19 protein-coding genes and 1 tRNA gene are annotated in these 24,480 nt (G+C 48.4%); 8 read left to right on the top strand and 12 right to left on the bottom strand.

What is annotated here, in order from left to right; translation table 11 throughout:
* Nucleotides 1–17 precede the first annotated feature (17 nt).
* The gene (locus ACO0K8_RS11850) at nucleotides 18–1,829 is read right to left on the bottom strand and encodes an MASE3 domain-containing protein (RefSeq protein ID WP_422946974.1); all 1,812 of its coding nucleotides are present in this window, start codon (nucleotides 1,827–1,829) and stop codon (nucleotides 18–20) included.
* On the opposite strand from ACO0K8_RS11850, the gene ACO0K8_RS11855 reads away from it, so the two are divergent.
* Nucleotides 1,732–2,109, top strand: coding sequence for a hypothetical protein (locus ACO0K8_RS11855; protein ID WP_422946977.1), 378 nt, complete (start codon nucleotides 1,732–1,734; stop codon nucleotides 2,107–2,109). The two genes, ACO0K8_RS11850 and ACO0K8_RS11855, sit on opposite strands and share 98 nt — an antisense overlap.
* A 64-nt stretch (nucleotides 2,110–2,173) precedes the next feature.
* Here the strand turns inward: ACO0K8_RS11855 and ACO0K8_RS11860 are convergent, their stop codons facing one another.
* The 6 genes from ACO0K8_RS11860 to ACO0K8_RS11885 form a co-directional block, all read right to left on the bottom strand.
* Entirely contained in the window at nucleotides 2,174–3,013 is an 840-nt protein-coding gene (locus ACO0K8_RS11860) for a universal stress protein (protein ID WP_422946855.1), read from the bottom strand.
* Nucleotides 3,014–3,084: 71 nt separating this feature from the next.
* A complete protein-coding gene (locus tag ACO0K8_RS11865) occupies nucleotides 3,085–3,990 on the bottom strand; it encodes a Crp/Fnr family transcriptional regulator (RefSeq protein WP_422946856.1) in 906 nt (301 codons plus the stop codon).
* Nucleotides 3,991–4,013: 23 nt separating this feature from the next.
* On the bottom strand, nucleotides 4,014–4,397 hold the full coding sequence (locus tag ACO0K8_RS11870; protein WP_422946857.1) for a response regulator: 384 nt from the start codon (nucleotides 4,395–4,397) through the stop codon (nucleotides 4,014–4,016).
* A gap of 177 nt (nucleotides 4,398–4,574) precedes the next feature.
* The gene (locus tag ACO0K8_RS11875) at nucleotides 4,575–5,204 is read right to left on the bottom strand and encodes a response regulator (RefSeq protein ID WP_422946858.1); all 630 of its coding nucleotides are present in this window, start codon (nucleotides 5,202–5,204) and stop codon (nucleotides 4,575–4,577) included.
* Nucleotides 5,205–5,381: 177 nt separating this feature from the next.
* Nucleotides 5,382–6,761 (bottom strand): ATP-dependent RNA helicase DbpA, encoded by a 1,380-nt coding sequence (dbpA, locus tag ACO0K8_RS11880; protein WP_422946859.1) that lies wholly within the window; start codon nucleotides 6,759–6,761, stop codon nucleotides 5,382–5,384.
* 521 nt (nucleotides 6,762–7,282) lie between these two features.
* Nucleotides 7,283–7,359: transfer RNA gene (locus ACO0K8_RS11885), tRNA-Met, on the bottom strand.
* A 248-nt stretch (nucleotides 7,360–7,607) separates the two neighbouring features.
* Here ACO0K8_RS11885 and ACO0K8_RS11890 point away from each other — a divergent pair.
* The 3 genes from ACO0K8_RS11890 (at nucleotide 7,608) to ACO0K8_RS11900 (ending at nucleotide 12,866) form a co-directional block, all read left to right on the top strand.
* Complete coding sequence (locus ACO0K8_RS11890; RefSeq protein ID WP_422946860.1) at nucleotides 7,608–10,343, top strand: diguanylate cyclase; 2,736 nt, start codon at nucleotides 7,608–7,610, stop codon at nucleotides 10,341–10,343.
* A gap of 54 nt (nucleotides 10,344–10,397) precedes the next feature.
* Complete coding sequence (ppnN, locus tag ACO0K8_RS11895; protein WP_422946861.1) at nucleotides 10,398–11,768, top strand: nucleotide 5'-monophosphate nucleosidase PpnN; 1,371 nt, start codon at nucleotides 10,398–10,400, stop codon at nucleotides 11,766–11,768.
* Between the two features lie 141 nt (nucleotides 11,769–11,909).
* Nucleotides 11,910–12,866 (top strand): chemotaxis protein, encoded by a 957-nt coding sequence (locus tag ACO0K8_RS11900; RefSeq protein WP_422946862.1) that lies wholly within the window; start codon nucleotides 11,910–11,912, stop codon nucleotides 12,864–12,866.
* A 46-nt stretch (nucleotides 12,867–12,912) separates the two neighbouring features.
* Here the strand turns inward: ACO0K8_RS11900 and ACO0K8_RS11905 are convergent, their stop codons facing one another.
* A complete protein-coding gene (locus ACO0K8_RS11905; protein ID WP_422946863.1) occupies nucleotides 12,913–13,398 on the bottom strand; it encodes a hypothetical protein in 486 nt (161 codons plus the stop codon).
* A gap of 196 nt (nucleotides 13,399–13,594) precedes the next feature.
* Here ACO0K8_RS11905 and ACO0K8_RS11910 point away from each other — a divergent pair, with 196 nt between their 5' ends.
* Together ACO0K8_RS11910 and ACO0K8_RS11915 are read left to right on the top strand one after the other, a co-directional pair.
* Nucleotides 13,595–13,840 (top strand): hypothetical protein, encoded by a 246-nt coding sequence (locus tag ACO0K8_RS11910; RefSeq protein ID WP_322348664.1) that lies wholly within the window; start codon nucleotides 13,595–13,597, stop codon nucleotides 13,838–13,840.
* Nucleotides 13,841–13,990: 150 nt separating this feature from the next.
* Nucleotides 13,991–16,045, top strand: coding sequence for a M13 family metallopeptidase (locus ACO0K8_RS11915; protein WP_422946864.1), 2,055 nt, complete (start codon nucleotides 13,991–13,993; stop codon nucleotides 16,043–16,045).
* A gap of 207 nt (nucleotides 16,046–16,252) precedes the next feature.
* Here the strand turns inward: ACO0K8_RS11915 and ACO0K8_RS11920 are convergent, their stop codons facing one another.
* The 3 genes from ACO0K8_RS11920 to ACO0K8_RS11930 all read right to left on the bottom strand — a co-directional run bounded on the left by ACO0K8_RS11920 (nucleotide 16,253) and on the right by ACO0K8_RS11930 (nucleotide 20,579).
* Entirely contained in the window at nucleotides 16,253–16,519 is a 267-nt protein-coding gene (locus ACO0K8_RS11920) for a hypothetical protein (RefSeq protein ID WP_422946865.1), read from the bottom strand.
* A gap of 213 nt (nucleotides 16,520–16,732) precedes the next feature.
* The gene (locus ACO0K8_RS11925) at nucleotides 16,733–19,006 is read right to left on the bottom strand and encodes an OPT family oligopeptide transporter (RefSeq protein ID WP_422946866.1); all 2,274 of its coding nucleotides are present in this window, start codon (nucleotides 19,004–19,006) and stop codon (nucleotides 16,733–16,735) included.
* A 274-nt stretch (nucleotides 19,007–19,280) separates the two neighbouring features.
* Entirely contained in the window at nucleotides 19,281–20,579 is a 1,299-nt protein-coding gene (locus ACO0K8_RS11930) for an MFS transporter (RefSeq protein WP_422946867.1), read from the bottom strand.
* 310 nt (nucleotides 20,580–20,889) lie between these two features.
* On the opposite strand from ACO0K8_RS11930, the gene ACO0K8_RS11935 reads away from it, so the two are divergent.
* A complete protein-coding gene (locus ACO0K8_RS11935) occupies nucleotides 20,890–21,741 on the top strand; it encodes a DUF1653 domain-containing protein (protein ID WP_422946868.1) in 852 nt (283 codons plus the stop codon).
* Nucleotides 21,742–21,759: 18 nt separating this feature from the next.
* Here ACO0K8_RS11935 and ACO0K8_RS11940 read toward each other — a convergent pair whose 3' ends face one another.
* The gene (locus ACO0K8_RS11940; RefSeq protein ID WP_422946869.1) at nucleotides 21,760–23,241 is read right to left on the bottom strand and encodes a peptide MFS transporter; all 1,482 of its coding nucleotides are present in this window, start codon (nucleotides 23,239–23,241) and stop codon (nucleotides 21,760–21,762) included.
* Between the two features lie 332 nt (nucleotides 23,242–23,573).
* Between ACO0K8_RS11940 and ACO0K8_RS11945 the strand changes: the two genes are divergently transcribed.
* Nucleotides 23,574–24,395 (top strand): substrate-binding domain-containing protein, encoded by an 822-nt coding sequence (locus tag ACO0K8_RS11945; RefSeq protein WP_422946870.1) that lies wholly within the window; start codon nucleotides 23,574–23,576, stop codon nucleotides 24,393–24,395.
* The last annotated feature ends 85 nt before the right edge of the window (nucleotides 24,396–24,480 follow it).

Consider the following 24,480-nt stretch of genomic DNA (forward strand, 5'->3'; position numbering starts at 1 on the left):
GGCATGCGCTATGTCTATTACATTTCTTGTCGGAAATTGTTACTGTCGCCGATATCTTTCGATAGAGGAATACTAATTTTTAGGTTAGTGCCTTCGCCGAGCACGCTGCTAAGCTCAAATTGACCTTGCATCGCCTTAACCCGCTCGCGCATACCTACCAGTCCGAATGAGCGAGATTTATGCATGTCCGTTTCCTCTATACCCTGGCCATTATCGTTAATGCTAAATTTAAGCAATTCAAGATTACGGCTAAATTCTATTTGTACTTCGCTTGCCTTCGCGTGCCGCGCTACATTGGTCAAGGATTCTTGAATAATCCTAAAGATAGCCGTACTGTGAGCATCGTCCAGCATCAATTGTTCTTCATTGGCGAGCAATTCGCAATCGATTCCGTGTCTGAGTGAAAAATCTTTCTTTAATTTCTGTAGCGCGAAAAACAAGCCCCCTTCGTCCAACGCGCGCGGGCGTAAATCGGTAGCGATGCGCCGCAGAGTGGTAATAGACGTTAGTATCAATTGATCCATGCTAGCGATGGTTTTTTGTGATTTCTCGCTAATTAGACTATCTCTTTGTAAAAGCGATAAATCCATACGTAAGGCTGCTAGCAGTTGTCCCAAATCATCATGCAATTCTCTCGCGATATGTTTGCGCTCTTCTTCCCGTATGCTTTGCAATGCCGAGGATAGTTGGCTCAACTGAGTGTGATTTTGTGCGATTTTTTCTTTTGCAAGTTTTCTTTCTGTAATATCGCGAAAGATCACGGTGTAATAGCGTAGCCCATTTTCCATCAGACTGGAAATAGATGCCTCGATAGGAAACTCGATCCCGTCAGATCGCAAGCCAGTTACATAAAAATCATCAAAATCGCTTCCCATTTTTCGCCTGGTAACACCAGTATCTCCAAATTTTTTGACGTGTGCGCCATGTGCTGCCCGGTGTCTGTCAGGTATAACCTGACTGAGCGAGCGGCCAGTTAATCCCTCGACGGTATTCCCAAAAAGAGCAGCAGCTGCAGGGTTGACCAAGATCATTTTGTGATCTTCATCGATAGTGATAATGCCGTCGATCGCGGTTTCTATGATGCCAGCCAGTCGTCTTTTATGGCGTTGCAATTTCTCGGTTGTCTCGACTAATTGTTTGCTCGCGTCGGACAAGGTTGTATAAGGTCCGTGGATGTTTATTGCGACCATGCTGCGGTAGATTGCCAGTGCTGACATTAGCTGAAAAACGTGTCCGACTACGACAAATATTTCGTTCGCATTGATGTACAAGGAGAAATATACTTCCGACATCGCGATCATGGAGCTAGCTAAAAACAAATGGGCTCGTTTGATTTGTAAGTGCTCGCCCGATGTTGCTATAGGGAAGGCGCGAGCTTGGGTAAACAGGATAAAGGCTGTAATGGTGTTGATGATGACAATGATAATTTCGCAGTTAATTTTAAATGCGGTTTGACCAGTACCCTCTATATAACTGCTCGGTAAATACTCAGGTTTGATGAAAATGACGAGGGAGCTCGCAAGTGTTAGGAATATTCCGCCAATCAGAAAACGCAGCGATTTTTTTGGAGAGACCGGAGTATCACCGAAGTTGATTGCCAGTCCAAGTAACGTGACGGTAACGATGGTGCGCGATAGTAGCCAGAAACTTAGCGACTTATGCATATCATTTGCGCTAAGAAAGCCAGGCATTCCTTGAAAACTGATGGCATGAAAAAAGCCGAAGATTGCAGTGCATAAAAAAGCCACTGCCAGTATCACACTACTTTTTTTCCTGATCTCATCGAAAGCGTTCCAGCAAACAATAAAAACCGACGAAAAAATAACGATCGTTGCAGTTTCTAGCGCCGTATGTAGTGGCAGGGCGGCCGGCACTTGGAATATGCTGAGGCGGGCCTTGTTAGACCACATTAGTATAGATAAGAGCAAGAGTGAAAAGCTAATCCAGGCTGCTCGTTTGAGTTCTTTTGGTGTCGTTGTCGTCATAGATAAGTGTAGCGGCAGTGCGAATGTCGCTCGTAAGGAAGGACGTATTCTAGGTCGGTTTTCTCGTCATGTCTGGATATTTGCGCGAGGTTTCGCCGTAAGTAAAAATATCGAAGTACATTAGTCTATGCAGTAAATAAAAAAGGCACCAGATCTGGCGCCTTTTGATGCTTGGTCGGCAATTAGTTTTAATGTGACATGAATACCGGTATTGTCATACTCTCTAAAATAGTTCTAGTGACCCCGCCCATGATCATTTCGCGGAAGCGCGAATGGCCATAGCCGCCCATTACTAACATATCACTATCTAAGTCGTGAGATAAAGACAAAATCGCATTACCGATGTCGGTCGAGGTCTTATGCACCGAGACCTCCACTTTAATGCCGTGACGTGCTAAGAACAAGGCGATATCAGCGCCCGGCTGTTCTCCATGAGCATCGGGCTTTGAGCTAGGGTTAAATAGTGCGACCTGCACCAGATCGGCCCGCTTAAGCAAAGGGATAGCATCCGTTACCGCACGGGTAGATTCACGGCTGGCATCCCATGAGATCAGAGGGCGTTTCGCGACACTAGTGAAATCTCCGGCGTAAGGAATAATTAGGGCTGGGCGACCAGAATTCATCACAATATACTCTGGAAAGTCAGACAATATAGAGGGGGATGGTTCATCTCGATTGGTCTGACCTAGCACTACCAAATCGCTGTAACGAGCCAGCAAGCCGATACCGCCACCAGCTTCGTCATTGGAAATCATACTCTCGTACGAGTTGACGCCTAATTCGCGCGCGACGTTTTTAAATCCAATGATGGCTTTTTCTGCGCGCTCGCGTAGAAATTTTAAGTGTATCGCCAGATTCGGGTCACTTGCACTGATGTTACCGTCTTGGTAGATGAAGCGTGAGACGCCTGTCACGGCGGAGCCGATTAAATGAGCCTCTTCATTTTTGGCTAATTCGGATGCAATGCGCACCCTTATATCGGAGCGACTAGATTCGTCCACGTGCACCAGTATGGTTTTGTATGACATGTTTTCCCCTTTTGAGCTAGGCAAAATACTTTTGTGCGTCAATGGTAGCTTATTTTTAAATTGTGAATTAATTAATTCAAGGCACTGGCCAGTTCTGGTGTCCATTGAGGTAGAAGATTTTTGGCTACCAGTGCCGAAACTTTTTCGCTCATCTTTTCACTCACTATTTTACTCACTTTGTTACGTGACTTGGCTGGAGGCAGGCGGCGTAAGGCTTTTAATGATACTGGATCGATGATGCCGATTTGTCGCTGATCTACCGTGATTAAGCCTAATTCATTAAATGCCGAAAGTGTGCGGCTGACGGTTTCTAGTGTCAATCCGAGATAGCTTCCTATCTCGTGGCGTGTCATTCGTAAGTTAAACACCTTGCTTGAGTAGCCCAACTGGCCGAAACGTTCACCCAAATTAGTAAGAAAACGCGCCACTTTGGCTTCTGCGCTCAGAGCACTTAGCATGCTGATCATGGCTTGTTCGCGCACCAGTTCTCGACTCATCGCACTAAACATTGCCTGCTCTAATTCTACGTAAGTACGACCGAGCGCCGAAAACGTTTTATAAGGAACTAAAATAACATCGCAATCTGAAAGAGCCACAGTCTCGGAGGCGTGACGTTGGGTATAAATGGCATCGATACCCAAGAGATCCGCTTTCATAGGGAAGCTGAGGACTTGTTCATTACCATACTCATCGATTAAGACTGTCTTAAGAAAGCCAGAATTAACGATGTAGAGATTCTCAAAATGCTGACCGATAGTGTGAATTCTCTGACCAGCCTTGTAACGCACGTGCTGGAATAAAGCATCTTCGGTGTTTGAATTGGCCGGGGTCGCTATGTGAAGTAATTCACACACTTCATGCAATGTTGACCATAAACTCCCTTGGCAACGCCATCCCGCGTCATTCGATAGCAAAGGGAAGTTGACGGCGACTGCTGGCAAATCTGTCGTTCTTGCTGGTGTAGAAATAGCGGACATGGTATCGACCTTTGGGTAAATGGTTAATTCAGATTCTGGGGAAGTGTAGATTGTTGCCAATCATGCAAAATGCGTGGTATTTGTTCGAAATCTGTAGATTTATCTAAAAAACCGTCCGCACCAGCGCGTAGCGCTTGCATCCGATTGGCTTCCGTTGCGTGATTAGTTAAAACGACAACTTTAATCTCAGGCTTACTGAGTTTGATGTTCTTGAGTAGTTGTAATCCATTTCCATCGCTTAATTGCACATCAAGTATCATGGCTTCGGCATCGCTAGCGAGAATCTCGACATAGGCAGCGTGCACTTCTCCACAGACCCCAACCACATGAATATCTGGCAGTTCTTCTACAAACCGTATCAAGCGGTTTTGTATGTACGGCGAGTCTTCAACGATAAACAAGTTCATGTGGGCGATTTTCAATAGTGTGGGTGTCGCAATATTTTTTGCGTACCGACATTATCGCCAATGGGTGCTTTGATTTAAATCAGGGTTTGCTGATTTAAAGTGTGGGATTTTGGGATGGGTGTGTAGGAATTTTCCTACACATGCGTGCGAAAAAAATGACGCACGGGCAGAAAATATTTATATCAGATTATGGGCAACGGCATATTGCACAAGGTCGGAGAGAGTATTTCTATCCATTTTCTGCATAATGCGTGTTTTGTGGGTGCTGACCGTTTTGACGCTCAAATGCAAAAGCTCGGCGATTTCGGTAATCGATTTTCCCTTGACCAAATAGCCAAATACTTCAAATTCACGATCCGACAAGAGTGAGTGTGGATGTTCATTGTCGGCTGGCATCGCTGACATCGCCAATTGCTCGGCAACCTCTATGCTGATGTAAGGACGGCCAGACGCCACTTTTCGTAATGCCGTGACCAACTGTGTTCCCGCGCTTTCTTTGGTCAGGTAACCACGTGCGCCGGCACGTATGGTACGTACCGCGTATTGCTCCTCTTCGTGCATGGTCAACACAAGGATCGGCAATTTAGGCATCTCATCTTTGATTTGACGGATTAAATCTACTCCGCTACGCCCCGGCATGGAAAGATCCATCAGTAATACATCAAAATTACCTAGTCTGGCCTTCTCTAAAGTGTCGTGCCCGTCAACCGCTTCTCCAACTACCTGTATATCCTCTACGCCTTCAAGTATGCGTTTTAAGCCTTCTCGCATAATGGTGTGGTCGTCGGCGATTAAAATTCGAATCATGTGGTGTTCTTCGTTGCAGGGGCGGCTGAGTAAGGGAACGTCGCTCTATAGAGTCATTAATTGTAACGTACAAAGTGTGTTGGAGCTCATCTCAATGTAGTCGAACTGGTGACGTCCTGATCAATGGATCATACCAGTTTCATCATTGAAAAAATTAGGAGCTGTTAGCCTGTAGACTTACCAAACAATGCGCATGCGAAATTGCCGGCCCTTGATATTGCTGCGACTAAGACGATCTAAGGTGTCGTCGGCGACATGTCTATCAATAGCAACGTAGGTCATAAACTCAAAAACATTGATTTTCCCAACTTGCTCTTTGCTTAGACCAACGTCGCCTGTTAATGCACCTAATAAATCACCGGGGCGCAGTTTGTCTTTTTTTCCGCCCATAATGCAGATGGTGGTCATTGGCGCTTGCAATGTATCTTCAGAGTCTATAGTTAATTGATCGAGGTCTTGCCATTGCACTGGCGCATTTTGATATTCCTCGATCAGTTTCACCCATTTTTTTTCATTGGCCGCAGCCAAGCTAAGTGCCAGTCCTTTTTCACCAGCACGCCCAGTGCGACCGATGCGATGGATGTGGACTTCGGTGTCTTTCGATACATCGACGTTGATTACCGCGCCCAACGTTTGTATGTCCAGCCCTCGTGCGGCGACATCCGTCGCGACTAATACCGAGCAACTTTGATTGGAAAATAAAACCAAGATTTCATCTCGTTCCCGCTGTTCCAGATCACCATACAATGCCAGTGCATTAATCCCTTGCTGTTGCAGTTCTTCGGCTAATTCCCTGCAATGAATTTTGGTGTTGCAAAACGCGAGGGTGGAAACTGGGCGAAAGTGCTTGAGTAATTGAGCGACAGCCGCATTTCGGTTCTCTGGTGTTACAGCATAGAAGATTTGTTCAATCTGACTGGTTGCGTGTTGACTCTCGACCTTGATCTCGGCGGGCTCACGCAAAAATTGTTCGCTGGCTTTTCGAATGTTGTCAGGGTAGGTGGCGGAGAATAGTAAAGTTTGACGGCGTGGCGAGCATGCAGCAACAATGCCTACGATATCCTCATAAAATCCCATGTCGACCATGCGATCGGCTTCATCTAGCACCAAAGTTTGGACAGTAGAAAGTTTGATGCTGCCACGACCTATATGATCTAGCAGCCGGCCAGGCGTGCCTACTACGATATGTGCACCATGCTCTAGTGATGCCATCTGGGGACGCATAGGAGTGCCTCCGCAAAGGGTCAGCACTTTGATATTTTCAGCAAAGCGAGCGAGTCTACGTATTTCATTGGAAACTTGATCGGCCAGTTCGCGAGTCGGGCATATTACGAGCGCCTGAATGGCAAAATAGCTGGGATTAAGTTTTGCCAGTATCCCTATTCCAAACGCTGCGGTTTTTCCGCTACCAGTTTTTGCTTGTGCGATGAGATCACGTTGTTCCAGTATTATAGGCAGGCTAGCTGCTTGTATCGGCGTCATCTGGGTATAGCCTAGGCTATCGAGATTGCGGATCAGCTCAGGTGTAAGAGCTAAACTGGAAAAGGTTGAGGTCATGAAGTGCATTCTGTGTAGAGAGGAAAACGTGGATACTTCAGCATTGAAGTCTAGCAGTTGCGCTAGGCATCCACCAGCGCTTATTGTTTGATGTGTACCAGGTGCAGCAAGGATTTTTCGCGGAAAATTAGATTTCAGAAAATTTTTTTTGAAAAGTAATCGCGTCTAAATCCTCTTGTTTGATTGTTAGATCGGCTGCCAGACTGGTAGTCCGGTTTGATCTAGTTGGGGATCGTTAGACCATACGGGCAAACCGGTTTGGTCATTCTGGCCCAATGGTTCAAGTAAATCGAGCTGACTGTATGATGTCAGTTTTCCTTTGACATTGCGTGTTGGGCTAGTTCTTTTTTCTATTTGCGACGGAAGTGGCAGGGCGGAAAGGTCCAGTCCAGGTAACTCTAAGGTAGTGTAATCCTTGACATCTCTCATGTTCGATTAAATTGGCTTTATAAGTGAAAGTAGTTGATCGCGAGAAACGATAAAGCCGTTGATTTTTTTAAAAATCAACGGCTTTAAATGTTTGGTTGCGGGGACAGGATTTGAACCTATGACCTTCGGGTTATGAGCCCGACGAGCTGCCAGACTGCTCCACCCCGCGTCTGAGGAGCCGAAGTATATAGAGCATTGCTGAATGCCACAAGTAATTGTTAAATATATTTTTGCGAGGCGCGAAACTAGGGATTCATTTTTTCTGAATTTACCCAGGTTTTCCTTGAGCCTGCGCAGTAATCTGCAACGCGAAGTGTTAGGAGAGATACTTGTTTGAGTGCATAATAATCATCTTTAATTTAACTTTCAATTATCTCTAATTCAAACTCAATTTTTAAGATCTCGAATGGCAACACCATGAATTTATATGCACTGAACGATGAGATAAGTCGTCTTCGTCCTGAGTTAAGTGCTTTGGCTGGAGCTCCTAAGGTCAAGGTTTTAGCCTCACTTGCTTGGTATTTGCGTCAATTCGATAGTCAACAATCTCTGCTTTTTCTAGATGAAGCTGAGATTCTAATCGGCTCCTGCGTTCTGCCTGCTGATCAATATTGTATTTTGCTAGGCCGTCTATCATTAACGCGCTCAGAAATAGCCGCCTTATCGAGAGATTTTAAATCTGCAGAACAATTTCTATGTGATGCAAGGCTGGGTTTTGTGTCGCAGAGTGATGTGATTGGTGATGGCGATAGTTATTTGGTGGAGAGCGTGATCGCCCTCGAGCAAGGTGACATGAAACGCGCTCTGAACGCGAGCAGTTCCGCGTTAAGTCATTTTGAACATGGCAATGAATTGTTACGCATATTGCTGGCACAGGCATGGCATATTTATCTTTTAGCTTTTTCTGAGCCGACGCAGGCGCGTGAACAATTGATGTCCTTGTTAGTCAGTGCTAATGATGTTAAACATCCAGCCCTGGCGGCGTTGATTGCGGCCGCGCAAGCTGAATTGTTATTTACCACTGAGGTGGCTAGGTCAGCTGTGCTCTATTCGCAAGCCAGTGAATTAGCGCAACAGGCAGGCTTGATACGACTAGCCATCATGGCCGCCTGCAACGCGGGGGTCGGGCTGCAAAAGCTAGGTGATTTCGATGCTGCAGCTACTTCTTACGACTGGGCTGTGACACGTGCTCGGAAAACTGAGTGGCCTTTGATGATTGCGTTTAGCCTGATGCGCTTTGGTGAGCTGTTACGGCACTTAAATCGGCTAGAACAAAGTCAGCAAGTTTTGGAAGAGTCGCTCCAGGGCTTGATCGCGAGCAATCATGGAATACATACGGCGATTGCACACGCTGAATTGGGAAGTACCTTGCTGTTGCGAGGCCTGCCGAAACAAGCCGCCGGCTATTTTGATACCGCGATTGCTTTGTATCGAGCCTCTGGCTCGAGAGGCAATCTGGCTGAACATTTGATTAGCCAGGCCCGTGCTTTGGCTGCGGCTGGAGAACCAATGGCTGCGTTGAGTGCCATCGATGAAGCACGCAGCTTGATTTTTGAGTTGTCTGGTGATGTTTTACAGGTCGATTTACGTGTGGCACTCGCCGAAATTCATGGTCGCCATGAGTTGCCGTGTTCGTTTGAGATTGCCGCTCCGAATCTGGTTATCCATTATCTCGAAGAGGCACTCAGTGTTGGAAGTAGCCTCGAAAGATGGCAGGCACCAGCAACACTGCTATTGTCGCTGGCAGAAGCTTGGTCAGCAGTGCAAGAGGGACAGAAGGCGTTTGTATTTGCAAAACAAGCGATTGCGGCAGATCGTTGCGAGCGGAATAAGCAAGCTGAAAACTGGGCAACCTTAATGGAAGTAAGGCACGAGACCGAGCGTGCCAAAGCAGAAGCAGTACATCACCAACAAATGGCGACTGCTTCACTGGAAACTTCACAGACTTTAAAACTTTTGGCGAAAGTGGGACAAGAGATTACCGCAGACCTGAACTTTAAAAATGTCTGTCAAAGCTTGCAGCGACATTTGGGGAGTTTACTTGGGGCTGCAGATTTATGCATCTGGTTGATATCGGCAAACAGTGGTGAACTTGAGTTGTCCTATTGTGTGGAAAATGATATAGCCATAGCGCCGACTTTATCGCGAAGTGACAACAATGCGCGTAATGCTGCATCGTGCATCATGCTAAGGGATGAGTTGGTATGTCAGTCCGATGAGTTCGCAACGAGTCCGCAAGCTAGCTTGTTTGGCCCCTTAATTATTGCGGATCGCGCGCTAGGAGTGATTGCCATACAATCGAAAAATGCAGGCACATATGGTGAGCGTGAGCGGCTTATCTTTAGAAGCTTGTGCGCGTACGGTGCTATTGCGCTTGATAATGCACACGCGCATGATCAGTTACAAAAAACGCAGATTCAATTGGAGCGAGCCTTAAAAGAGTTGGAGGAAACCAGCTTGACCGATCCATTGACGGGGCTTAAAAATCGACGATTTTTGATACAAAACATAGAAAACGATGTGGCGCTATGTACTCGCAATTATCAGCTCAATTCCTCGGATGTAAATAGAATTCCCAAGGACGCGGATCTGCTCATGTTTTTGGTGGATTTGGATCACTTTAAGCAGATTAATGATAAATATGGGCATGCTGCGGGTGATGCTGTATTAGTGCAAATTCGCGAGCGTCTGCAACAGGTGTTTCGTGATACCGATTACTTGATACGCTGGGGCGGCGAGGAGTTTCTAATCGTGGCGCGTGGTACTTCCAGAGAAATAGCCGCAGGTTTAGCGGAACGTGTGCGTTTGGTGGTAGCGGAGAAAAATTTTCTACTGGACGGTGATTTGCTGATTCAGCAGACTTGTTCGGTTGGTTTTGCCTGCTTTCCTTTCGTGACAGCGCATCCACGCGCCATTAGTTGGCAAGAAGTGATAGATATTGCTGATATCGCCTTGTATGCAGTTAAACATTCTGGGCGAAATGGTTGGGTGGGATTGTCTGCGGAGGAGCACGCGTGGCCAGAATTACTGCTCTGCACCTTGAAGAACGACCCGAAAGGCGCGATACTCAACAAGGAACTAAAACTAGCGACGAATAAAATACCTCAATTAGTGATTGATGCACTGACTAAAAAACAGTCCACTGCTAGTTGAATAGTGCAATCAGAAAAGTAAAACAAAAAGAGCCAACAAGAGAGGCGATAAAAAATGACATACCAGGTAATCGATACTCAAATTGCACCGGACGGACGCTTGGAGGTTTTATCTAAGGCCGAAATCGCAAAGCTGTTAGATACCAGCCATGGTGGGCTATATCAATTGTTCCGTAGTTGTTCACTCGCCGTATTAAATTGTGGTAGTGGCTTAGATGATGGCAAAGAATTGCTGGAGAGATATAAAAGCTTTGAAATCAGTATTGTTCAGCGCGAACGCGGCATCAAGCTAGACGTTAAGGCCGCACCGGCTAACGCCTTTGTCGACGGAGTAATGATTAAGGGTATTCAGGAACATTTGTTTGCGGTGTTAAGGGATATTTTATTTTTGCACGGTGAGATTGAGGATAACCCTAAATTTGATCTGAACACAACTGAAGGCGTCAGTGACGCGGTCTTTCATATCCTGCGCAATGCCAATTTGCTGCAGCCTCAGGTTAATCCCAATCTGGTCGTGTGCTGGGGTGGGCATTCTATTTCTGGTGTTGAGTACGACTACACCAAACAGGTCGGTTATCACCTAGGATTGCGTGGCATGGATATTTGTACCGGATGCGGCCCAGGTGCGATGAAGGGGCCGATGAAAGGGGCGACGATAGGGCATGCAAAACAACGTCTTGGTCGCGGTCGTTATTTGGGAATCACCGAGCCAGGCATCATTGCAGCCGAGGCGCCTAACCCTATCGTCAACGACCTTGTTATTTTGCCGGATATCGAAAAACGCCTGGAGGCCTTCGTTCGTATTGGGCACGCGATTGTGGTGTTTCCGGGCGGGGCGGGGACGGCCGAAGAAATTTTATATTTACTAGGGATATTGTTGCATCCTGATAATCAGGATCTCCCGTTTCCTTTGATTTTTACCGGCCCAGAGAGTGCCAAAGACTACTTCCTGCAAATTGATCAATTCATCGGTGAAACCTTGGGTGCGCAGGCTCAGCAGCGTTATCAGATCATCGTCAATGATCCTGCTTTGGTCGCACAAGAAATACTCGCAGGCATTAAAAAAGTAAGAGATTTTCGCAAGGCAAAGGGTGATGCCTATTACTTCAACTGGTTACTTAAGATAGATCCAGAGTTCCAAAAGCCGTTTGATCCTACGCATGAAAATATGCGAAATCTTGAACTGCACAAAAATCAAGAGACACATTTGCTTGCCGCAAATCTGCGGCGTGCTTTTTCTGGTGTAGTGGCCGGTAATGTCAAGGATCAAGGGATACGCGCCATAGAAAAATATGGGCATTTTGAAATTACTGGTGACATCGCCATTATGGAGGCCATGGATGCATTATTAAGTTCATTTGTGGCGCATAATCGGATGAAATTGCCTGGAAAAGCATATACACCTTGCTACAGAGTTATAAAATAAGCGAATAAACCTCATATTAATGATTTCAGACTGACAATTATTTAGTGTTTTTTCAAAAAAAGTAGCATAATAAAAAATTAGTGCAGGGCAGCTTATGCTTTGCTTCCATGATCGCCGCGCTAACCTTTGAGGATGATAGATATGAGTACCGTACAGCATGACGTAGATGAGCGTACCAATTTAATCAGTTCCAATAAATTTGAACTTTTGCTCTTTCGCTTGGGAGAAAGTGGCTTGCATGGCCGTTCTGAATTATTTGGTATCAATGTATTCAAAGTGCGTGAAATCGTTGCGATGCCAGTTATTACGACGGTTGCCGGCGCACTCCCGCATAATTTAGGCGTGGTCAATTTGCGCGGGCAAATTATTCCAGTGATTGATTTATCGTCGGTCGTTGGTTGCAAGCCAAAAACTGGCTTGAATATTATGCTGGTGACAGAGTTCGCCCGTTCTACGCAAGGGTTTGCTGTTGAATCGGTTGAGGAAATTGTGCGTTTGGAATGGAGTCAGGTCTTGTCAGCGGAAGCGAGTACTGCAGGTGGTATGGTCACTAGTATTGCACGCTTGGATGGTGATGCCGAAGATACCCGTCTGGCGCAGGTGCTGGACGTAGAGCAGATCTTGCGTCAGATGCAACCAAAAGATACCAAGGACGTCGATAGTGAGACGATAGGTGCCAAGCTGATCATCAAGCCAGGCTCGGTGATCTTGGCGGCTGATGATTCTGCGGTGGCGCGTGGCTTGATCGGTCAGGCCCTCGATGCGATCGGTGCGCATTATATTATGACAAAAACTGGTAAGGAAGCTTGGGATAAATTGCAATCCCTGCACGTGGCAGCGCAAGCGGAGGGTAAAAATATCCGCGATAAGGTTGCGATGGTTCTCACAGATTTGGAAATGCCTGAAATGGATGGATTTACCCTGACCCGCAATATCAAGCAAGATGAGCGCTTCAAAGATTTACCTGTCGTAATACACTCGTCCTTGTCAGGATCTACCAACGAAGAACACGTCAAGAGCGTCGGGGCGGATGCCTATGTCGCCAAATTCGTGGCAGAAGAACTCGCCGCGACGATACGCAAAGTGGTCGGACATTAATTCTATGCCCAAATAAAAAAGGGACGCATCGGCGTCCCTTTTTTATTTAACGTTCAGTCGGAGCTTGTTTCGCTACCCGCTGCCAGCCGGATGAGCAAGCCTTGATCGAAGGATAAAAACCATCTGGGTTATGGCAGTAATACCAACTCGATGTATCTCCTGACTCTGGTCCGCTCGCGTAAGATGTCGATTGCGATTGCGATTGCCCTGAGATTACCGCATAGCTTTGCTCTGAGTAAACCGTGGGCGGTGCCGAGGTGTAGACAGTATTGACCACTACCTCACGATTGTAGGGGTAGTAGGGCCGTGCGTAATATGGATTGCCGTAATAAGCGCTGCCATAGTAGGGACTGTAATACGAAGGGTAAGGACTGAGTGCAATGCCAACACCCAAACCGATGCCGAAACCAAGCCGGGAACCATAATATCCATGGCCGTAGCCACGACCATATCCATGCGCAGATGCTGGCGCTGCGCTGGCTAATGCCAATAAAATTAGCGTGCTACTGCTGAATGTTCTTAACCATTTCATGTTACACCTCGCGAGAAAAATTACTGCTGTATTCTATCGTAGTGTCATTATTAAAACACTTGGCGACGTAAACTTCATTTTAGAACGAAAATGCCGCTACTGCCTATGCAATTACATGCCGTTACCAATCTGGAGGGCGAGCATGTGATGTACCATATCAGGCTTATAAAAAATACCCACTCATTGAGGATAAAAAATGACTGCCGCAGAAAAACAAATGACGTATGAAGAGTATCTGGATGAAGTGACTACTTTATTGACGGAAATGTATGATTTAACCGATGATGCCGCCATTAAATATGTGATGCGCGCCCAAGCTGCCAATTTCTTCGTTTTGCATGATGAGCACGTAGAAATGCGCAATCCTTCACGTGCCATGCATGATGCAAAATTAGTTTTTGAACAAAGAAATAAATCCCGGCCAGAAATTTATCGCAAGTAAGCGGCACTTTTCTTTGTTTCTCTAGTCTACGCTGCATGCATTTGCAAACGGCGTGGCGTCGACGCTATTCTGCTGCGGAATTGCCAAATTTAGCTGGGGGCGCTATCTGCGTTGGCCCACTACCCGAAAACTTATTTTGAGACACAATCAATGAATAAAACGACCGCTCTGCGTCACAGTGTATTGGCGACTTTACTGTGCTTTTCCCTGAATGGCTATGCTGCCAATCTCGTCAGCACGACTAGCAATAATTTGGTGCTGGAATCCCAGGCTATGGATAAGCGTGTAGATGCCTGTACAGATTTTTTTCAGTATGCGAATGGGGAGTGGTTGCGGAATAACCCAATTCCTGCAGATCGGGCCCGCTATAGCGCCTACGATGAAGTTACCGAGCGTAATCTGTTAGCGTTAAAAAACATAGCCGAAGCTGCTGCAAGCGGGCAAGGCGAAACCCATGCGGCACGACTGGTCGGTTCTTACTATCGCAGCGGCATGGATGAGGTGCAAATAGAGGCGGATGGTGCAAGGCCTTTGGCAGAGGCCCTGGCGCAGATCGCTGCAATACAAAGTCGTGAACAATTGCTGGCGGTGATCGCCTCCCAACATCAGCATGGCGTCAGTGCTGTCTTTAATTTTTATGTCGACCAGGACGCAAAAAACACCAGTCGCTATATCCCGCAAATCGCTCAAGGTGGTCTGGGTTTGCCGGATAGAGATTATTATCTGAAAAATGACGGCAAGACGCGTCAGATTCGTCAGCAATATGTAGCTTACTTAGAAAAATTATTTAGTTTGCTAGGCGATGCGCCTGAACTGGCTAAGAAAAATGCCAACGTTGTGCTGGCGTTGGAAACCCGTCTGGCAAAAGCTTCACTGACCAAGGTTGCGTTACGTGATCCACAAGCTTCATATCATTTGATGGATATACAGGGTTTGCAAAAACTCGATACACATACTGCCTGGGATAAATATTTCAAAGACATAGGTCTGGCTGCCCCCGGACAAATCAATGTGGCTCACCCGAAGTTTATGGCAGAGGCGGGTCGCATGATGGACACGCTGCCTTTAGCACAATGGCAGACTTATTTACGTTTTCATCTGGCCAATAGCAAGGCAAAGGATCTGTCGTCGGATTTTGTGACCGCTAATTTTGAATTTTACGGACGCAGCCTGGCAGGCACCAAAGAATTGCAACCACGTTGGAAGCGCGTGTTGGTCACGATAGACGGCAATGTCGGCGAGGCTATGGGCGAATTGTACGTGGCTAAATTTTTCAGTCCAGAGGCCAAGGCTGGCGTGCTGCAGATGGTCGATAATATCAAGCAGGCTATGCGCGAGAGCATCAGCCAGTTGGCGTGGATGTCCGACAGCACCAAGCAACAAGCATATAAAAAGCTAGACACTATCCTGGTTAAGATAGGTTACCCAGACACTTGGCGAGATTACAGCAGTTTGAAAATCGACGGTAAGTCTTCTTATGCCATGAATAATATGTTGGCCGCCGAGTTCGAGTTCAAACGTAATCTGGCGAAATTGGGCAAACCTATTGATCGCAACGAATGGGGCATGACACCACCGACAGTCAATGCCTATTACAACCCGACCATGAACGAGATGGTATTCCCCGCTGGCATTTTACAACCGCCGCTCTACCATGTGGATGCCGATCCTGCCGCTAATTACGGCAATACTGGTGCCACTATCGGGCATGAGTTGACCCATGCCTTTGATGATGAAGGCCGTCAGTTTGATGCACAAGGGAACTTGAAAAGTTGGTGGACCAAGCAGGATGAAAAGAATTTCTTAAGCCGCGTGAGCGCCATAGAGAAACAGTTTGATGAGTTTAATCCTATCGATCAATTGCATATCAACGGCAAGCTGACCGCTGGTGAGAATATCGCTGACCTGGGCGGCATGAAGATCGCTCTGCAGGCCTTAAAAACATCGTTGAAACAGCAGCCGCAAGCGGATAAAATCGATGGCCTCACATCTGAACAACGCTTCTTCATTGCCAATGCGCAGAGTTTCCGTGGCCTGATGCGCGATGAACGTCTGCGTTTGCAATTGGCCACCGATCCGCATGCGCCTGAAAAATACCGGGTGATTGCACCGCTGGCAAATATGCCTGAGTTTTCGCAAGCATTTAGTTGCCAGGGCGATCGTTCGCCATTGCGAGTAGAAGGCAAGCGCGTAACTATCTGGTAAATTGAAAGATGGCGCCACCGTCACGGCGGCGCCATTTTCCTTTGAAAATGCCAGAAATGGCATTGCGGGCACTGCGTCAAGCCGCAATATCTATGTGGCTTGCAGGCTGCCTAGGCTGAAAACCCTTGTCAATAGTGCGCCACTGGCCTGGCTATATTTTAATTTCGGGTATCACTTAGGCGACGTGCCGTGCGTGGCGGTCAGGTTTTAGATTTTTTCCATCTCTTCTGGATCGAGGGCGATCACATGGGTTTGTAGCAGACCGTGTTCATCGTGCCATTCGCGCATGACGCAAGGTTGACCTTCTTCGTCGATCGCCATGACTTTAAAGAAATTACCTATCATCGATTCGATCAAAATTCTTTCGTCTTCCGGAAAGCTTTTGATGAATTTTTTACTCAGGGTGATGACGCGCACGATGTCACCGAGGGCGACGACTTGGTTTTTGCTGTCTAGCAGTTTAGGATCGGACATGGGATGACTTTCAGTGGAGTTTGCTGCATTTTAAGCGCAATCACTATTCGATGCCGCACTATCTATGCGCCTGCTGGCAGATAATCGGGCTGGAAGGCGCATGCTTATTGCGCATACACTTTTTGTTTTGAATAAAATAGGGGCTTAAACCGTGCTGCGTTTAAGCCCCTATTTGTTTAGTCTGCCTTAGCGGCGGGTGACTCGCTAGCCTGTTTATGCAACCGGTTTATTCTTTTCACGCGCGATCCAAAACAAACCAAGCACGATTAGTGCATACGGCAGCATGGATAAAGCATCGGCGTTGATACCTTCAAAGAAGGGGTTATTGGCGGTTGCCCAGTCGCCCAGTTTCTTGTCGAAATCGGTCAAAATACCGGCAGTAAACGCGATCACAATGCCGCCTAGCGCGCCACCAGCAATATAGCCCGAAGCCAGCAAAGTGCCAGATCCACTGTCGCCAGCGGCTTGTTGCTCTTCCTCACTCAGGTTTTTGTTTTGCTCCAGCTTGTTATTTCTGCGGTCAACCAGATAACGTATCATACCGCCGACAAACAAGGGTGCGGAAGACGACAGTGGCAAATACACGCCTACTGCAAAGGCTAGTGAGGGGATACCTGCCATCTCTAGTACCAGTGCAATCATGACGCCGAACAGGACTAGAGTCCATGGCAACTGTCTATCAAGTATGCCTTTGATGATGTAAGACATCAGCACCGCCTTAGGCGCATCGTATTTTTTCACTTCGGTGCCGTCCGGACGTTTGTGATAAGCGCCATTGATACCCGGATCCACCAGATACACCGCTTTGCCCGCGTTATCCACCAGGTATTTACCGGCAGGGCCGCCGACTGCATCGGCTTTGTGCCAAACCTTATATGTGGCTTTATCTTGCTCGGCTTGCGGGCCTTGCAGCTGTGCCGTGTCTGTCAGTTTGGAGGCGTCCGTCATCAAGCTCGGTGCCACTTGTGCCGCAGGGACGTAGACCGTGCCGGCATCGTTGAGCTTGAGCAGAATTGGCCCCAAAATCAAAGCTGACGACAGTGCTCCAGCCAAAATCGCGTACTGCTGCAGACGCGGCGTGGCGCCGAGTATGTAGCCGGTTTTTAAATCTTGCGAGGTGGTTCCAGCGTTACTCGAGGCGATGCAAACGATCGCACCGACCGACAGCGCGGTGACATAATATTGGCCGCCGGTCCAGCCCATGATCAGGAAGATCAGACAGGTGAACAACAAGGTGGCGACTGTCATGCCGGAGATAGGGTTCGACGATGAGCCGATTTCACCGGTTAGACGGGAAGACACCGTGGCGAATAGGAAGCCGAACACCAAGATCAATAAAGCACCCAGTAAATTCATGTGCAGCGGGGTGGCGAAGGTAATCACAGCGATGATAGACAGTGCGCCTATCAATACCCATTTCATAGGGATGTCTTGATCGGTACGCAGGCGTGCTTCCACCGTGCGCGGCGCGCCGCTCTGATCGGTCTTTTTCAGGCCAGATAAACCGGCAGATAAGCTGCGCCAGATGGTCGGCATTGCGCGCAGCAAGCTGATCAAGCCACCCGCTGCCACGGCACCGGCGCCGATGTAGAGCACGTAAGCACTGCGCACATCATGCGGACTCATTTCGCTAATCAGTTTGACGCCCGGGCTCAAAGGCACACTGAGCGAGTCGCCAAAAAATTTGATCATAGGGATTAACAGCAGATACGACATCACGCCACCAGCCGCCATGACTGAGGCAATCTTCGGACCGATGATATAACCGACGCCAAGTAGTTCAGGCGAGACTTCTATCCCCATCGAGCCACCCTTGAGCGGCGCGCCAAAGGCGACTTCAGGCGTATCTTTCCAGCCTTTAAAGGCGACGTTGATGACCTTGTACAAAATACCGACCGCGAAACCACCGAAGATGATGGCGGCGCGTTTGCCAGCCTCGTCTTGTGCGTGCGGATTGCTGCTTTCGCCAGCGGCGGCGCGCGATGAATCGGTCGCTGCGGCTTTTAAGACTTCGGCGCAGGCTGTGCCTTCCGGATATTTCAGTACGCCGTGGTTTTCAACGATCATGGCGCGCCGCATAGGGATCATTAACAAAATACCCAATAGACCGCCGAGTACCGCAACCAAGGCAACCCGGGAAATTTCCAGATCAAAACCTAGAATCAAGATGGCGGGCATGGTGACGCCCAGACCAAAGGCGATCGATTCACCGGCTGAGCCTGCAGTCTGCGTAATGCTATTCTCTAAGATGGTCGAATCTTTGCCGCCTAGCTTATTGATCAGGCGAAAAAAGGTGATGGCGATCACCGCTACCGGGATAGAGGCGCTGACGGTGAGACCTACTTTTAACACCAGATACAGCGAGGATGCGCCGAAAATCATCCCTAATACGACACCCATGATCAGTGCGCGCAGGGTGAACTCGGGGAGCACGGCCGAGGCCGGAATATATGGTTTAAAGTCGGGAACGGCGATTTCTTTTGGCATTTTTCTACCTTATTGTGGTGTCAAATCTAGGCTGAGGTATCGTGTACCACAGCCTGCTGCGTTGATCGCGCCTTAGAGTCTCCGCCAAGGCACATCAAAATAGGACTTACGTAAAACCACCCCAGCGTCGTTGCAACCGCCTTGCCGGAACAATTTTGCGTCAGTCCTAAAAAACTCAGATCAAAATACTGAGTCTGCGCATTATCCCGCCTTTTACTCTGCCTACGCAATCTTCCTGGCTAGCAAATTAGCTAAGTATGCTTACTCTGTTGTATTAGGTTTGCGGCTCTTCTTGCTTGCTCAGACTAGGTAATATTTTGATGTTACGAATAATGGGGTTTTTCCATGCCAGCAGGGTCAGCAATAATGCCAAGATGCCTGCGAAACCCAGGGCATAGCGTAAGCCCAGATGTTCACCCAGCCAGCCGCCGATCAGGGCACCGGGGCCAGCCGGTAGCAGTATCAGCCAGCGCATAGTACTAGTCATGCGGCCCAGCATGGGTTCTGGTGTCACCGCCTGACGCAGCGCCAGAAAATTAATGAAGATAAGCACGCCACCAACTGAAAAACACGCCAGCATCACGGCAAATGCAGCGATACCCCAGGCGTTCGCCGGTGCGATTGCCAATAGACACCAGCCCAGACTACAGACCGCTACGCCGAGCACCATGCAGGGCCCCGGGCCTAGCGCGCGGCTGATGCGGTTGCCATAGACACTGGCAATGATAGTGCCAACGCCCATGCCCATATAACTGAGACCGACAGCCTGCTCGGATAAGCCCAGGATGCGGGTGGCGAATAAAATTTGCACCACCAGCGCAGCGTTGTAGCAGAGTTGCCAGGTGCCGACCATCAAGGCCAAAGTAATTAGTAGCGGTTTGTGGGCGACAAAACGTACGCCCGCTTTCAGATCGGTCCAGAAGTGGGCGTCTTCGCGTACCGGGCGTATTTCTACAATTTTGATACCGCGTAGTATCAGCGCCGAGCTCAGTAATAACACCGCATCGGCCAGTAAAGCCAGGGGTGCACCAAGTAATTTAATCAAAGCACCAGCAGTGGCCGGGCCTGCCACTTCGGCGCCGGAAGTGGCTAGCGCATTCTTGGCATAGGCTTCTACCAGTCTTTTGCGCGGTACGATTTGCGTCAATACGATCTGCGCGGCGGTACCGGCCGTGGTGTTGACCGCTCCGATCAGAAAACCGACCACATACAACCAACTCATGTCCAGGTAACCCAGCCACCATGCCAAAGGCACACTGGCAACACCGACAGCGATCATGCTCTCGCCGACGATATACACAGGGAGTTTTTTGACTCTGTCCAGCCAGACCCCGGACGGCAGTGAGAGTAAAACAAAGGGCAGGGTCTCCATAAAAATCAAAATACCCATCTGAGTAGGGCTGGCCTTGAGTAGCACGGCCGCTGTCAAAGGTAGGGCCAGCATAGTGATTTGCGCACCAAAAGAGCTAATCAAGATCGAAGTCCAGAGACGGCGATAGATCAGGTCGCGCAACAGATCGTGTTTCGGCAAAGAAAAGCGCGACAAGATATTTTGACTCAGAGAGATAGACATTTTTTACCTGTATCGTTTGCTCGCCGCCTTAAGAGTAGTAAGCAAAATTAAGCAAAATTAAATATTTTGCACCTACTTCTATACGCGTGTTGCGGGGCGAGGCAGGAACGCAGAAGGAGGGTCTTGCAATGAGAGTTTAAGAAAATAGGCGAGGTGCGCGGATTTACTTGGGTAAATTAATTCGAGCAACGTCGAGCAGCGTTTACAATGCAGCAAAAGCGCGTCAGAGTTTTTTCTTATTGTAGATTGAGTGCCTATTTTAATTTTAGTTCCCGCAGGATGGTAAAGAATGTTTGAAAAACCGATAGTAATGATCGACTTTGAGACCTCCGGCATGAGTCCGGATCAAGGTGATCGCGTGACCGAAGTGGCGGCGTTGCGGATTGTGGGCGGTGAGGTGGTGGATAGATATGTCTCGCTGATTAACTGCAATGTGCGGATTTCGTCCTTCATCACACAATTGACCGGTATCACCCAGGCCATGGTGAACCGCGCCCCTTCCTCGACAGAAGTGATCCCTGAATTACTTGAGTTCATAGGTAAAGATACCTTGGCAGCCCACAATGCCAGTTTTGACGAGAAATTTCTGCAAGCCGAGAGTGCACGACTGGGCATGCGTTCGCAGCACGATGGTCTGATTTGTTCGGTGAAATTGGCGCGCCGCGTGTATCCCGGCTTAAGTTCTTATTCCTTAGGTCCCTTGGCCGCCACGCTGGGGATACGTTTCAAAGGTAATGCGCATAGGGCCGAGGCGGATGCGGAAGTGGCATCAGCTTTGTTGCTGCATGTAGGCGCACATCTGGGCGAACGTTACGGTATGCGCAGTGTGGCGCCGTCTTTGCTGCAGCAAATCAATGCGCTGACGGCGGCCAAAGTACCTGCCTATCTGGCGAAACTTAGTGCGGCACCTGCGGCGGTTGCCGTGGCTAAACCCGTTCCGGCAGCTAAAACGTCGAAAAAGGCAGCCAGTCGGCCGCAGCTTTATCGCCACTACAAAGGCGGTATTTATGAGCTGGTGTGCGAGGCCACCCAAGAGTCCGATCTGACACCGGTGATCGTGTATCGCTCACACAATGGCAGTGTCTGGACCCGACCTAAAGACGTATTTTTTGAGATGGTGGAAGTCAACGGAGTGATGCTGCAACGCTTCACCCCGTTGTAGTTATAGACTACGCGGTGCTCAGGACTGCGATGGTGCTGCGCTAGTCGGATTGTCTTTAATCAGCCTGCGCAAAGTCGGTACCAGGATCACCATCAAGACACCAACGGCGACGCTACCCCAGCCCAAGTTTGAAAAAATACTGTAATAGGTTGGGTTGGTGGAATTTGCCAGGCCTTCGCTTGCTTCTGGAATAAAGCCAGAGAAGTAACTCGACAATACTGAGGCTACGCCAGTGCACAGCATAAACGTCCCCATCATCAGACCCTGGTATTGGCGCGGGGCCAGCTTACCTATCATGGCGTAACCTACCGGCGAGATCAGTAATTCTCCCAGACTCTGTAGCAGGTAGCTGATGGCTATCCATTTAAAAGCACTCAAACCATCGGCACCGGCCAGCGAAATGCCCAGCGGCAGAACTAAAAAGCCAGCACCGATCAAGAGTAGCGAGGCGGCGAACTGTCTTGGGATATCAATGTTCCAGCCTTTTGCGCGCAACTTGTCGAACCAGATCGCTACTAGCGGGCCGCCGACCATAATTGCGAAGCTATTGATGTTTTGTATCCACTGCGGTGCGATCTCTATACCCCACACCATGCGATTGACATTATTCACTGCAAATAATTGCAGACCGACTGGTGCCATTGTGTAAGAAGTCCAAAACACTAAGGAGCCCAGGGTCAGCATCAGATAGGCCCACATATTATTTCGCTCTCTGAGGTCCTTATGTTTGAGCGTCAGCACGGTCAAAATGATCGCTATCAGTATGCCTATGCTGATGACCAGATTGCCGCTCAATTCAGCATGTTGCAGCATCACATGCACTAAGGGTACTAAGCCCACCAGGATCGCCAGGCCAACCAGGAAACGCCACTTAAACTGCTTAGGCGTGGCATCTAATAAACGGGTATTCAAATCGCCCAATACTTTCCAGTTGAAACCGGCCAACACGATCGCAAGAAAATTTCCTACGGTGGCGAAGATGAACAGGCTAGGGTAGTCTTCCTCTAATTGGAAGTAACCCGCTACCGTAAAACCGACAAAAAAACCCAGATTCATACCCGCATAATTCCACAGGAAGGCACTTTCGCGGCGCGTATCTTCAGGTTTAAATCTTTGTGTCAGCATTAGATTGAGGCAGGTGACATTGAGGCCGCTGCCAGTCAGGAAAAACGCCAGTCCCCAATACAATTGCGACACCGATCCGCCAGCGATGCAGGCGCAGCCTATGACTTGCGCCACCATGCCGCCGACAAACAGGTTGCGGTTACTCATGAAGCGGCCGCCCAAATAGCCACCGAATAAATGCAGGCCATAGTTAAACGCACCGAACACGCCCATAATCGCGGTCGCATCCTTGGTGCTGAAGTTGAGCTTCTTGGTGGCGTACAGCACCAGCGTCGAATAAAGAACCGCAAACCCTAGTGTGGCAAATATTTGTATGAAAAATAGGGCACCGGCACCTTCAGGAATGGCGGATATTTTTTGTTTGAGTGTTAGCACGCGGGTCTCCGAGTTATTTTTATTGATTTGTAGGACTTACGCAAAACCGCCGCAGCGTCGTTGCACTCGCCTTGCCGTACTAAAGTACTGTCTTCGGCGGTACGCCTAGCTGGGACAATTTTGCATAAGTCTTAAGTGGTCTGGCATTGTAAATCAAGAGCCTAAAAATTTTGTTGCGATCTTTCGCTCCGGAAATGAATGATCGCCTGTATTTGTTGTTGTTAGCACCTGACAGTGCGAAATCGCCTGGTCGGCAGAGTCTGACTCAACGCTATAACAGCCGTAGAGTGAGAAAGCATGCGAAAATTACAGTCTAATCTTTTGGAGAATATATGACTTATCTGAACCGGAAATGGACGCTGCTATTGAGCTTGGCTCTGTTATGTAACGGTGCCAGTCTCACTGCCTATGCGGAGTCGATACTACGATTGTCGACCACAACTAGCACCGAAAATTCTGGTTTGCTCAAAGTCTTGTTGCCGCAGTTTGAGGCGCAGACACATATCAAGGTTCATGTGATTTCTGTTGGTACCGGTAAGGCACTGGAGCTGGCTAAGAATGGCGACGTCGATGTGACGCTGGTGCATGCCCGCGCTGCCGAAGATAAATTTATGGCAGAAGGCCATGGCGTCAATCGACGCGATGTCATGTACAACGATTTTATTATTGTCGGGCCAGTTGAGGATACAGCTGGCATCAATGGCAGTCATGATGTGATTGCAGCCATGCGCAAGATCGTCGCAGCGAAAGTTAAGTTTGTGTCGCGCGGAGATAATTCCGGCACCGATCAAATGGAACAGGCTTACTGGAAAGAAGCTGGCGGCAAACCGCAGGCGGGCGCTTACGTGTCGGCGGGCTTAGGCATGGGCGAGGTCTTGACCATGGCAGCGCAAATGCAGGCCTATACGCTGACCGATAGAGCCACTTACGGTGCTTACCGTGCCAAGACTGGGTTGGCTGTACTGGTCGAGGGGGACGCTAAGATGTTTAATCCGTATGGCATCATCGCGGTGAATCCTGCAAAGTACAAGGATATCAATATTGAGGGTGCCAATAGCCTGATAAACTGGCTCACTTCAGCACCAGGTCAAGCCGCGATCAATGCTTTTAAAGTGGATGGTCAGCAGTTGTTTTTTGCTGCATATAAAAAGTAAGATTCGAAGTAAGATTCAAAATAAGCCTGAAAATAAACGGCAAAATGAGGTGGCGGTAATGCACAATGCCAGTCTAAGTAAAACC

This window comes from Undibacterium sp. Ren11W (genome assembly GCF_049340485.1).
Classification (GTDB): Bacteria; Pseudomonadota; Gammaproteobacteria; order Burkholderiales; family Burkholderiaceae_D; genus Undibacterium.

What these genes read in the sequence shown, in the direction of transcription:
- ACO0K8_RS11860 (WP_422946855.1), bottom strand. Translation starts at nt 3,013, where the DNA reads ATGTCATACAAAACCATACTGGTGCACGTGGACGAATCTAGTCGCTCC.
- ACO0K8_RS11865 (WP_422946856.1), bottom strand. Translation starts at nt 3,990, where the DNA reads ATGTCCGCTATTTCTACACCAGCAAGAACGACAGATTTGCCAGCAGTC.
- ACO0K8_RS11870 (WP_422946857.1), bottom strand. Translation starts at nt 4,397, where the DNA reads ATGAACTTGTTTATCGTTGAAGACTCGCCGTACATACAAAACCGCTTG.
- ACO0K8_RS11875 (WP_422946858.1), bottom strand. Translation starts at nt 5,204, where the DNA reads ATGATTCGAATTTTAATCGCCGACGACCACACCATTATGCGAGAAGGC.
- dbpA (WP_422946859.1), bottom strand. Translation starts at nt 6,761, where the DNA reads ATGACCTCAACCTTTTCCAGTTTAGCTCTTACACCTGAGCTGATCCGC.
- ACO0K8_RS11890 (WP_422946860.1), top strand. Translation starts at nt 7,608, where the DNA reads ATGAATTTATATGCACTGAACGATGAGATAAGTCGTCTTCGTCCTGAG.
- ppnN (WP_422946861.1), top strand. Translation starts at nt 10,398, where the DNA reads ATGACATACCAGGTAATCGATACTCAAATTGCACCGGACGGACGCTTG.
- ACO0K8_RS11900 (WP_422946862.1), top strand. Translation starts at nt 11,910, where the DNA reads ATGAGTACCGTACAGCATGACGTAGATGAGCGTACCAATTTAATCAGT.
- ACO0K8_RS11905 (WP_422946863.1), bottom strand. Translation starts at nt 13,398, where the DNA reads ATGAAATGGTTAAGAACATTCAGCAGTAGCACGCTAATTTTATTGGCA.
- ACO0K8_RS11910 (WP_322348664.1), top strand. Translation starts at nt 13,595, where the DNA reads ATGACTGCCGCAGAAAAACAAATGACGTATGAAGAGTATCTGGATGAA.
- ACO0K8_RS11915 (WP_422946864.1), top strand. Translation starts at nt 13,991, where the DNA reads ATGAATAAAACGACCGCTCTGCGTCACAGTGTATTGGCGACTTTACTG.
- ACO0K8_RS11920 (WP_422946865.1), bottom strand. Translation starts at nt 16,519, where the DNA reads ATGTCCGATCCTAAACTGCTAGACAGCAAAAACCAAGTCGTCGCCCTC.
- ACO0K8_RS11925 (WP_422946866.1), bottom strand. Translation starts at nt 19,006, where the DNA reads ATGCCAAAAGAAATCGCCGTTCCCGACTTTAAACCATATATTCCGGCC.
- ACO0K8_RS11930 (WP_422946867.1), bottom strand. Translation starts at nt 20,579, where the DNA reads ATGTCTATCTCTCTGAGTCAAAATATCTTGTCGCGCTTTTCTTTGCCG.
- ACO0K8_RS11935 (WP_422946868.1), top strand. Translation starts at nt 20,890, where the DNA reads ATGATCGACTTTGAGACCTCCGGCATGAGTCCGGATCAAGGTGATCGC.
- ACO0K8_RS11945 (WP_422946870.1), top strand. Translation starts at nt 23,574, where the DNA reads ATGACTTATCTGAACCGGAAATGGACGCTGCTATTGAGCTTGGCTCTG.